Annotated in this window: 8 protein-coding genes; all 8 read left to right on the top strand. The window is 37.1% G+C overall.

Translation table 11 applies throughout. From position 1 onward, the window contains the following. The first annotated feature begins 1 nt into the window (after position 1). A complete protein-coding gene (gene tssM / locus RMA95_RS15230; protein WP_311071675.1) occupies positions 2–3,841 on the top strand; it encodes a type VI secretion system membrane subunit TssM in 3,840 nt (1,279 codons plus the stop codon). A 37-nt stretch (positions 3,842–3,878) separates the two neighbouring features. Beyond that, positions 3,879–4,838 carry a type VI secretion system-associated protein TagF gene (gene tagF, locus RMA95_RS15225; protein WP_017398210.1) on the top strand — a complete coding sequence of 320 codons (960 nt, stop codon included), beginning with the start codon at positions 3,879–3,881 and terminating at the stop codon, positions 4,836–4,838. 2 nt (positions 4,839–4,840) lie between these two features. Then, entirely contained in the window at positions 4,841–5,608 is a 768-nt protein-coding gene (locus RMA95_RS15220) for an OmpA family protein (protein WP_022574836.1), read from the top strand. A 16-nt stretch (positions 5,609–5,624) separates the two neighbouring features. Beyond that, complete coding sequence (locus tag RMA95_RS15215) at positions 5,625–5,888, top strand: PAAR domain-containing protein (protein ID WP_002048345.1); 264 nt, start codon at positions 5,625–5,627, stop codon at positions 5,886–5,888. Between the two features lie 217 nt (positions 5,889–6,105). After that, positions 6,106–8,790 carry a type VI secretion system ATPase TssH gene (gene tssH / locus RMA95_RS15210; protein WP_311071672.1) on the top strand — a complete coding sequence of 895 codons (2,685 nt, stop codon included), beginning with the start codon at positions 6,106–6,108 and terminating at the stop codon, positions 8,788–8,790. A gap of 21 nt (positions 8,791–8,811) precedes the next feature. Next, positions 8,812–9,909, top strand: a complete 1,098-nt coding sequence (tssA, locus tag RMA95_RS15205) for a type VI secretion system protein TssA (protein ID WP_311071670.1) — start codon at positions 8,812–8,814, stop codon at positions 9,907–9,909. A 16-nt stretch (positions 9,910–9,925) separates the two neighbouring features. Further along, complete coding sequence (gene tssK, locus RMA95_RS15200; RefSeq protein WP_004702450.1) at positions 9,926–11,290, top strand: type VI secretion system baseplate subunit TssK; 1,365 nt, start codon at positions 9,926–9,928, stop codon at positions 11,288–11,290. A 17-nt stretch (positions 11,291–11,307) separates the two neighbouring features. Next, on the top strand, positions 11,308–12,114 hold the full coding sequence (icmH, locus tag RMA95_RS15195) for a type IVB secretion system protein IcmH/DotU (RefSeq protein WP_263613411.1): 807 nt from the start codon (positions 11,308–11,310) through the stop codon (positions 12,112–12,114). Positions 12,115–12,117 lie beyond the last annotated feature (3 nt).

The raw sequence follows: 12,117 nt of genomic DNA, 5'->3' as shown, positions 1-12,117 counted from the left end.
AATGCATACAATTTTAGGCTACTTGTGGCAGTACATCACGAATCCTAAAGCAATTATCGCCTTGTCATTGTTCGTGGCATTGATGTCTTCCTATACTTCAATTCCTCGCCATATATTTTGGGCTTTAGCATCTGCATATGCTTTAGGGCTCATCGTTTATGGAATTTATTGGCTAATTCAGCGCAAGAAGCATGCGGTTCAAGGTGAAGAGCTTGCTGAAGCGATTGAAAAAGATACTCAAGCAGAGTACGGCAAAAATAAAGATAAAGAAGAGCTGCAACTTATCAGCCAACAAATGAAAGAATCTATTCAATTGATTCGTAAGTCAAAATTAGGCGATAAGAAGGGTAATGCAGCACTATATGAATTGCCGTGGTATATGGTTATTGGTAACCCAGCCGCTGGTAAAAGTTCTGCGATCTATAATTCTGGTTTAAAGTTCCCTTTTGAAGAAACCCATCAAAAAATGGTTTCGGCTGGTTTAAGTGGTACCCGTAATTGTGACTGGTTCTTTTCTACAGAGGGTATTTTATTAGATACGGCTGGTCGTTATTCGGTATATAGCGAAGATCATTCAGAGTGGTTAGGTTTTTTAAATATATTAAAGAAAAACCGTTCTAAAGCTCCGGTAAATGGGTTAATTCTTATTGTAAGTATTGCTGAGCTGGTGAGCCAAAGCCCTGAACATTCATTGAAGCTCGCTAAAAATTTACGTGCTCGTATTCAAGATTTAACTGAACGTTTAGAAGTTGTAGTACCTGTTTATTTAGTCTTTTCAAAAATGGATTTGATTGCGGGTTTTACCGAGTTTTTCGAATTCTATGAAGTACAAGAATATAATCAGGCATGGGGTGCAACATTACCATATGAGCAAAACTCTTCTCATAATGCGGTAGATCTTTTTGAGAAACATTACACTATTCTTTATGACGGCTTAAAAGGGGTAAGTTCGACTCACCTTAGTCGTCGACATTCTCAAAATATCTCACCGAGTGTGATGACTTTTCCATTAGAATTTAAAACATTAAAACCTGCACTCAAAAGTTTTATTGCTACACTATTTGAAGACAATCCTTACCAGTTCCAGCCAGTTTTCCGTGGTTTCTATTTCACAAGTGCCTTGCAAGAAGGTGTAATAGAAAGTCCAATGACTGAGCAAATTGCACAAGAATTTCAGCTTTCTCAAATTGCACAAAATGAAGTAAGAGATCAATTAAAAACAACACCTAACCATGGTTATTTCTTAAAAGGCCTATTTTCAGAAGTCATTTTAAAAGATAAAGATTTAGTTAAACAGCATGTTAATACAAGCAGAAAACGTCAACGCTACATTGCATTTATCGGTGCTTTAGCGGGTGTTTCAATTATTCTGGGTGTATGGGTTTGGTCGTATCGCAATAACCAACAGCTTATTTCTGAAGTTCAAGCTGATTTAAATAAAGTTGTTCAGTTAGAGAAGGGTTCAAGCCAACAATTATCAACTCAATTGGAAGCCCTACTGATTTTACAAAGACGTCTACAGCAATTAGACGAGTTTGATGAAAATAGACCTCTAAAATTTAGTTTTGGTTTATATCAAGGCAATGAGTTACGTGAAAAATTAAAAGCTGAATATTTAAAAGGCGTTAAACAAATTGTTTTAACACCTACTCAGCAAAATATTGCTCAGTATTTGCAACGTGTAAAAAATAACGAAGCGACTTTAAAAGCAAATCATACCAACGTTGAGATTAAGCAAACTGCTCAAACTCAGCAATATTTAGAGCCGTCAGATACCAATCCACAAGATGCTTATAATGCATTAAAAGCATATTTAATGATGAGTAATCCACAGTATATGGATGCAAGTCACTTAAGCGATCAGGTAACGCGTTTCTGGCGTTCATGGCTGGATGCTAATAAAGGGCAAATGCCACGTGCAGATATGATTCAGGAAGCTGAACAGATTTTGTCGTATGCAATGACATTAGCAAATGACAAGCAGTTCCCAATTTTGGATGCTGACTCTCAATTAGTTGATCAGACACGTCAAGTCTTGCTCTCTGTGATTAGAGGTATGCCAGCACGTGACCGTGTTTATAACGAAATTAAAATGCGTGCTGCTGTTCGCTTCCCAGCTTTGACAGTAAGTCAAATTGTTGGTGAGGCAAATAAAAATGTTGTATTGGGCAGCTATGCATTACCAGGTGTATTTACTCAAAAAGCTTGGAATGACTATGTAGAAAAAGCCATTGAGGAAGCAGCAGATAAGCCTACAGATAGTAAAGACTGGGTGCTTAATAGCCGTCAATCTGATGACTTAACTTTCTCGGGTAGTCCAGAGCAAATTAGAAAGCAGCTTACTGCATTGTATAAACAAGAATATATTGCAGAGTGGAGAAAATTCTTAAGTGGTATTCACTATGCAAAAGCAACTCAGTTTGCTCAGCAAGTTAAAAATATTGATGTATTAGGTGAGCCACAAAATTCACCAATTCGTACTCTTATTGAACGTGTAGCTATTGAAACAAATTGGGACAATCCAGTTGTTCAAGCGGAGTTAGCTGCTCCTCAAAAAGGATTTGTTGCTTGGTTTAAACGTAAAGTCTTAAACCGTGATGATAAACAATTAGCAAATCAAGCAGCTACTAATGCTCAAGGTGCTATTTCTCAAGAATATCAAATGTTCTATCAGTTGGTTCGTAAGCGTGATGATCAACAAGGTAAATCTTTACTTGATGAATATATGACGAATCTTGCTTTGGTACGTAGTAAGTTTAATGAACTTAAAAATGCGGGTGAGGTTGGACCAAGTGCAATGACATTGGTTAAGCAAACCCTAAATGAGCAGACATCGGTATTTAATCAGACTCAAAAAATTGTAGATGAAAAAATGGCGGTTGGTTTCAGTGAAATTGATCAGCAACTTTTACAAAAATTAGTGGTGAGTCCTCTTACACAAGCCTTTGAAAGTTTAATTACGCCTACCCAAGATGAAATTAATAAACTTTGGGTTATGCAAGCGTACCAGCCATTTACTACAAATCTTGCTAAGAAATATCCATTTAACTCATCCGCTTCTTTACAAGCAACAAGTAGTGAAATTGGTCAAATTCTTGGTGAAAACGGTAGCATTTCCCGTTTTGTTAAAGAGAGCTTAGACCCATTTGTTATTCGTCGCGGCTATACCTTAACTTCAAAAACATGGAAAGATTTGGGTATTAGTTTAAACCCGCAATTTGTGATGAATTTCCAGCGCTATGTTGCACCTACAAATGGGATGGCAACTGGGGAATTAAATAGTCAGGCACCAGCGGCTCCGGCAACGAATCAGTCTAACTTCCAGTTCTACCCAATTCAAAACCCGCAGTTGCTTTCATATACCGTTGATATTGATGGTCAGCGTATGACTTATGAAAATGGTGTACAGCAATGGGTTAACTTTATTTGGCCAAATCAAGGCAGTATTCCTGGTGCGCGTATTACAGCTGTAGATTTACAAGGTCAAACGCATACGATTTTTGATGAACCAGGTGAATATGGTATTAACCGCTTAATTGATAGTGCACAGCGTAAAGAGCAGAACGGCGGTTTCGAAATGCTTTGGCGCAGTAAGACGGATCCATCATTGTTTGTGAAAATGAACTTCCGTCTTATTAGTAGTAACTCAGGCAGTATTGGTTCAAGTCGCGGTTACTCTGGTATGCAATTGGTTGACAAAGTTACTGCTGATAAAGCTGCCCGTGTTGTATCGGCGCAGCAAGCACCAGCTCAGGCAGCTGCTCCTGCGAAACCTGCCAATCCAGTTGCTGCATTAACACAACCTGCTGCAACTCAACCTGCTGCGGGAGTTAAGCCATGACAGGGAAAATAACCTCAACATTAAAGGAGGAGGTCTAATGCATACATTAAAAACAACTCCTCTGTATTATGGGAAAAGTCCGGCACGCGGTGATTTCTTAAAAACAAAGGGTCAATATGCCTTAATACAGGTGCTTGACCAGTGGATTACAGAAGCGCTGGAATATGCAATGCAATCGACTACGTTCAAAGAGGCATATGGTACGTTGCCTCCATTGGACTTCTTTATTGCAAATCCACAAGAGAATATGTTTTTAGCTGCAAATTTACTGGCGAGCGAAGACAGTTCAGGTCGAGCTTTTCCAATGGTACTCAGTCATTTACTTGAGATTGATTTACCATACGAAAATTTATTATATGCACCTTATAGTTATAAGCATGTTTTAGTCGATTTATTTCAAAATAATCGTGCTTTAAGAGGTATTAAAGATTCTGATTTATTATTTGGTAAGCTCAATCATTTACCAAATCAAATTCAAGTTTTATCTGAACGTGAATGTGTCGGTTTTTATGAAAACCATACAATGCATTCGTTTGCTCAGTTAATGAAGCTGAGTATTTATGAATTAGCTCAAAGTATGATTGGGCTAGGATTATTACTGCAGCCAATTTTACAAAATGGAACCAGTCGCTTAAATAAAGTGCTGATTTTGCCGATTAATAATCCTGCTTATTGTTATGAAATAGCAGCATTCTGGGTCAGTATCATTTGTCGTTTTTTAAAACAACATAATACTGAAGTCTTGATTGGATTGTTACATCGAGAGCAGCCAGTATTATTCTTTGGTTTTCAGGGTGCGGATATTTTAGCTCTTAGCGATATTTTTACTCAGAATATGGATAGTAAACATTGGGTTTCTTTAATAGAAGCTCAATGGATTGATACTTATTTGGAACAAAATGCTGGTTTAGCTACGCTAGAACAATCTTTATGCCAACGCCAATTAAGTTTAAATCAAGGTTTAAAACTATTTAGACAGACTTTTTTGGGTGAATAACAATGAATCAAAAATATCAAATTAAACTTTCACAATTAATAAAAGGCTGTTTTATTTATGCGATTGCAAATTATGCTTTAGCACAGCCAATTGTTGTTGAAGGTGTCGTGCCAAATGAAGCGAGTAAACAGGCTATTTTAATGAAAATGCAGTCTGTTTATGGTGCAGACCAAGTGGTAGATAAAATACAAGTTCGACCAGTAGCAGCTCCAAATGGCTGGAGTGACTCTGTAACAAGAGTGATTACACCAGATCTTAAAAAAGTTTCTCAGGGTAAATTAAGCGTAAACGGCACGCGATTTGAACTGACTGGAAAAATGCTAAATCCTACAGAAATACAACCAACTATTCAGATATTTCAAGGTTTAGTACAGCCACCATATCAATTATTTTCACAGCTTTCTGTAAATCAGGCAGAGCAGAAAGTCATTGATGATGCTTTAAAAAATCGAATTATTGAATTTGAATCTGGTAGTGCCGTGCTCACAGATGCTGGCCAAAAAATTCTTGATGAAATGGCAGTTGCTTTAAATAAAGTTGGCGGTAAAAAAGTCAAAATTGTAGGACATACCGATAGTTCTGGAGATGCGACTAAAAACTTAAAACTCAGTCAAGACCGTGCATTAGCAGTTAAAAATTATTTGGTGAGTAAAAACATTCCTGCTGATCATTTATCTGCAGAAGGATTAGGTTCGACTAAACCTGTAGCGGATAATACCTCTCCAGAAGGAAGAAAGAAAAACCGTCGAATTGAGTTCACCGTTTTATAAACATAAGGAGAAGAATATGGCTAGCCCTTATATTACGATTGGTTGCCCAACGACAGGTGGAGGGCAAGTCATTTCTGGTAATAGTGCATTTTTAATAGATGGAATTGCAATTGCGTGCGTAGGTGATAAAGCAACTTGTCCGGCGCATAAAACGGTTTCTACGATTGTTTCTGGAGATCCAAATATGCAGGTCATGGGAAAATCAGCAGCAAGAGTAAATGATTCATTATCTTGTGGTTGTAAATTATTACCGAAACAAAGTTTGGTTAATCAAGGATAGCAGAGGATATATCTTTTCACTTAAACTATTAACTTGAAAAGATATATGTACTAATTAAATGTTCTTAATGATATTAGATTTTTTATATAGATATAAGAAATCGAACAAATCATATTAATGATTATGATGCTAGGTTATTTGTCGGATAAAGCTAAATTTTGGTAATATACGGGCATTATGATTTTAAGTATTAAATTATTTAAAAATATTGAGAGTAATGATGAGTAGTTTAAAAATTTTAATTACAAAACTTTCTACAGTTGCGCGCACTGCTTTAGAAAAATCAGCTAATGCTTGTGTTCTTCAGCAAAACTACGAAATTGAAATTGAACATTTATTTTTAGAGCTACTTAATCAGCCTTTAGAAAATGATTTAAAAATTTTATTAAAAAAATATAAAATCTCAGCTGACGCTTTGGCAGATGATTTAAAAGAGACAATCTCTCAATTACCAAAAGGGAATACACGTACTCCAATTTTTGCCAAATCAATTGTGCGTTTATTTGAGCAAGCTTGGTTACTGGCTTCAGCAGAACAAAATCCTGTCATTCGTAGTGGTCACTTATTGGTTGCATTATTAACTGCACCAGATTTATATCAAATCGCAACAAGAGCTTCGAGTTTATTTGATCTTTTACCTATAGATTCAATGAAACATAAGTTTCTTGAGATTTGTGAAAAGAGCGTAGAACAACAAGAAGAAACTAAAACCTCTTCACAAGAAGAAGATGAGCTAGAACAAGTCGCTACTCCAACTGTAAAAACTCAAAAAACACCAGCTTTAGATCAATATACGATTAATTTAACTGAAAAAGCGAAGAATGGTGGAATTGATCCTGTTATTGGGCGCGAATTTGAAATTCGTTTAATGCTCGATATTTTAATGCGTAGACGTCAAAACAACCCGATATTAACTGGCGAACCAGGTGTAGGTAAAACAGCTGTAGTTGAAGGGCTAGCTTTAAAAATTGCTCAAGGTTTAGTGCCTGAAGCTTTAAAAAATGTACATTTGCATGTTTTAGATATGGGCCTTTTACAAGCAGGTGCAAGTGTTAAAGGTGAGTTTGAAAACCGTTTAAAACAAGTGATTCAAGAAGTTCAGGCTTCGGCTCATCCTATTATTTTATTTATTGATGAAGCACACACACTTATTGGTGCAGGTGGCCAAGCAGGGCAAAATGATGCTGCTAACCTTTTAAAACCTGCTCTTGCACGTGGTGAGCTACGAACGATTGCTGCAACAACATGGGCTGAATATAAACAGTATTTTGAAAAAGATGCTGCCTTAAGCCGCCGTTTTCAGGTCGTAAAGGTTGAAGAGCCGACCGAAGAAGTTGCTGTTGATATGCTGCGTGCAATGATTCCAGTGATGCAAAAGCACTTTAATTTACAAATTGACGATGAAGCAATTATCACAGCTGTACATGCTTCTCATCGCTATATCAGTGGTCGTCAACTCCCAGATAAAGCAGTGAGTGTTCTAGACACTGCGGCAGCACGTGTAGCGTTGACCCAAAATGCACAGCCAGTCAAACTTGATCAATTGAAGGCGCAAGAACATAACTTAAAGCTTGAGCAACAGATTTTGGAAAATGAACATCGTCAGATTCCAATACATCATGAACGATTAGAGAAACTGAAAAATCATTTAGAGTCTTTGCAAAATGAGATTCAAGAGACTCAGGAACAATGGCAAAAAGAATTAGAGCTAGTTCGTAAAATCCAGGAATTAGAAGCGCAGAGTCATTCTAATGAGTCTGAAGCCTATGATCAGATTAATTTAATGCGCAAAGACCTTGCTGATCTTCAAGGCCAACAGCCATTAGTTTTTGAGCGTGTAAATTCTCAAATTATTAATGAAATTATTTCTGATTGGACCGGTATTCCTGTTGGGAAAATGGTAAATGATGAAATTAAGCAAATCTTAACGCTTGAAGATAAATTGGGCGAGCGTGTAATGGGCCAAGATTATGCACTTACACAATTGGTTCAGGGCATTAAAACATCAAAAGCTAAATTAGAAGATCCAAATAAACCTCAAGGTGTATTCCTTTTAGTTGGACCTAGCGGGGTGGGTAAAACTGAAACTGCAATCACCTTAGCAAATGAGCTGTATGGCGGTGAGCAGCATTTAATCACGATTAATATGTCTGAATATCAAGAAGCACATACGGTATCTTCACTTAAAGGTGCACCTCCAGGATATGTGGGCTATGGTCAAGGCGGTGTGTTAACCGAAGCAGTGCGCCGTAATCCTTATAGTGTTGTACTACTCGACGAAATTGAAAAAGCACATAGTGATGTACAAGAGCTGTTCTACCAAGTATTTGATAAAGGTACTTTAGAAGATGGTGAAGGTCGCGTTATTGATTTTAAAAACACGACAATTTTATTAACTTCAAATGCAGGTTCTAGTGCAATTATGCAGGCGTGTTTAAATCAGCCTGTTGAAGAGTGGCCTACAGCAGAAGAATTAATCGAACATTTAAAACCAAGTTTATATAAACAATTTAAACCAGCCTTTTTAGGGCGTATGAGAGTTGTGCCATATTTCCCGTTGCATGACGATTTATTGGTTCGAATTATTAAACATAAATTGGGCAAAATTACCGCTCGAATTGAAAAACAATATGGAACAGAAGTCCAATATTCAGATGACTTGGTCGAGTTGCTACTCAGCCGTTGTACTGAAGTGGATAGTGGCGCCCGTAATGTCGATAACATCTTAAATTCGACAGTTTTACCTGCTTTGGCAACTGAGATTTTAGTGGCGTTAGCAGATCAAAAATTGCCGAAAGTGATCATGATTGATGCGAAAGATGATGAAATCCAATATTTATTAGATCCAGTTGCAAAGCCTGCTAAAAAACGGACTAGTAAAAAGTTGAAATCAGAAGTTTAAAATTAATAGAGCCAAAATTAGATGAGTATTGATATTTCTGAACTACTTAAACCCATTAATGACAGCTTACTTTGTGGAGAGGATTATTCATTTTCTAATGAATTTCACGAAATAAAGAAAGCGAGAACAGAGGATGATCTACTATTAGATCAGGGGGATTGGGTTGCTGAGCGGAAACAGGCAGATTGGGATTTTGTTGCAAAGAGTGTAAGCACTTTACTCACAGAAAAAACCAAAGATATCCGTCTATTAACATGGTTAATAGAAGCCTGGACTCATCTAAATGGTTTTGAAGGTATGGTAAAGGGTTTAACGTTAACCCATACCATGTTGAACCAATACTGGCAGGATATTCATCCGATTATTGAAGATGATGATTTGGACCAACGCATTGGTTTATTACAAGGTTTAATTAATCAGTTGCCTGGCTTGTTGAAGAAAGTGTCTTTAACTAGCGCAGTGCCTTATTACAATTTGCTTGATTACGATAATTTTCTATATCATGAGAATATTCGTCGTAAGCAAACTGAAGATTACGATAGCCAGTCGGGCCCATCTGAATTAGAACAATTTGATCAAGCAATTTTTAATACATCTAAAACCTTTCAATATTCAAATTATCAAGAATTTACTTCAGTTTTAACTGAGTGGAATGTCTTAAAGCAGACGCTTGATCACTTAATGGGATTAGATTCACCAAGTTTTGCTGCAATTGATTCTGCATTTGAAACAATTCACAGCACTTTACGCAAGATTTATAAAGCAGAGGCTTTTGGTACTGGGCTTGCCCAAACCCAAGAACAGGCTGCTGTGATCATAACTCCATCTATGGAAAATCAAGTGCCTGTACAACAAATCGTATCAGAACAGCCTATGTTTCAGCCTCAAGCACAAACTCACTTGGCCAACCGTGAGCAAGCAATGAAAGTGCTACAAGAAATAGCCGATTATTTTCAGGCCAATGAGCCACATAGCCCTGTGAGTTATATGCTTCAAAAGACCATTAAATGGAGTCAAATGCCATTACATGAATGGTTGGCACAAGTCATTAAAGATGAAAATCCATTACAAATGGTTCAGGAAATGTTAGGTGTACAGCCTAAAAATGAATACGAATAAAGATTGGTAAAGACATATGTTTAAAGCTGAAAAAGTCCTGTGGGGCGAAGGTTTATTTTTAAGACCTCAACATTTCCAAATTCAAGATACTTATCATGAACAACGCTTAAATCACACCGTTCGTGCTGTTGTGCCATTTTCATATGGTGTTCAAAAACTCAGTTTTGATGAAGCACAGCTTAGTACACATATTCTTGCACTTGAGTCGGTAGAAATGATTTGGCAGGACGGTGAAATATACCAAGCACCGGCTTATGACTTATTACCTGAACCAATTTTGCTTGATGAGCTTAATTTGCGTGGTGAGATGGTCATTTATTTGGCATTACCACTACTCCAAGCCAATAAACAGAATTTAATCGATCAAAACCAGTCACAGAAGGGACGTTACCAATCGCATCTTGTGGAGACTCACGATCTTTTCACAAATGCAACAGAAGCAGATATCAGCTTGTTACGCCGTCGAGCTGTGTTTAAATTATTAGATGCAAACAGCAATCCTGATCATAATTTGGATGGTTTCCTCTATTTGCCAATAGGTAAAATTAAACGTCAGAGTTCAGGTGCTTTTGAAATTGATCGCAAATTTATTCCACCTATTTTGCATGTCGATGCATCTGAAACATTGGTTTCGAATTTAAAAAGAACATTGAATGTTATTAAGGCAAAAATTAAAACTATTCAAACCAACAACCGTGAAAATGAACAGAAATTAATTGAATTCCGTTCAGGTGATATTGTTTCGTTTTGGTTGGTCAATGCTTTAAATACTGCCCATGCTGGTTTGAACCATTTCTTACAATATCCGCAAATTCATCCAGAACGATTGTTTTTTGAATTATTGCGTTTAGCAGGCTCATTATTAACATTTTCGACAGCTTATGAAGTCGATCAGTTACCTGCATATAAACATCACAATTTGCAAGAAAGCTTTACTCAGCTCGACACCATTTTGCGTGATTTATTAGATACCATTATTTCTAGTCGTTATATCAGTATTGCACTTAAAGAAATTCGACCTTCATATTGGGTGGGAAGTCTTGAGACAGATAAGATTACTCGTGACACTAGACTTTATATAGCTGTATCAAGTAGTGCAATGCAGACTCACGAGTTGATTCAGATTGTACCTCTACGATTTAAAATCGGTAGTACGCTGGATGTTGAGCAGCGTGTTGTTGCAGCATTGCCGGCCATTCCATTACACCACTTAATTCAAGTTCCAACGGCTATTCCGGTACGTTCTGGCGTGAGTTATTTCGAAATCGAACCACATCATGAACTCTATCAGCGCATGTTGGATTCGGAGACGATTTGTATTTACGTCCCAGCTGGCTTCCAAGATATCAGTATTGAGCTGATTGCGGTCATGAACGCTTAAAGATAAAGGAGAGAAAAATGTCACAATCTACAGGTGCTCCTTCTTTATTTGATGACGGGCAAATCGGGACTGGAGGAAACAATAATAGTCAGTCCCAAGCAAAACTTCAGGCGATTAATCTGATCGATTTATTGCACGATGGTTTTTATTTAATCTTTTTGATTCGAAATCAGTATGTACCAGCTGACCCACAGCGGTTTCGTGAAAAAATTTTAGATTTGCTTAATCGGTTTGAGCAACAGGCTAAAAAGTTGCAGTTTTCAGCAGATGATATTCATGATGCTAAATATGCATTTTGTGCGCTGCTTGATGAAACAATCGTGACCCAACAAGACCCGAGCTATTTTAATTTGCAAAATGCTTGGTTGATTAGTCCTTTGCAATTGAGCTTATTTGGTTCTCAATTGGCGGGTTATCAGTTCTTTGAAATATTAGAACAATTGAGAAGCCGCGGAAAAGACCGTTTAGCGGCTCTTGAAGTATTTCATTACTGCCTATTATTAGGTTTTCAAGGTAAATATCGAATTGAGTCTATTGAAAGCCTGAATCATTTGGTTGCGCGAGTAGGTGACGAAATTGATTATTTAAAAGGTAAAAAAGTTGCTTTTTCGCCGTTCTCGGCAATTCCCGATCAGATACGAAATATTATTCATCGCGAATTACCTTTTTTCTGGATTTTGATTTTCTTGTTGATTTTTGCATTGCTTACCTTCGCGGGTCTAAGATTTATGCTCAATAATCAAAATGATAAAGCATTATCTACTTATCAAAATGTGATTTCTGCCCCACAAGAGCAGGCACATATTACAATTTATTTACCTTGATGA

The sequence above is a fragment of the Acinetobacter sp. V110_1 genome (assembly GCF_031798975.1).
Classification (GTDB): Bacteria; Pseudomonadota; Gammaproteobacteria; order Pseudomonadales; family Moraxellaceae; genus Acinetobacter; species Acinetobacter nosocomialis_A.
Note: the sequence above shows the minus strand (reverse complement) of the source record. Positions and strands in the feature narration are given on the sequence as shown.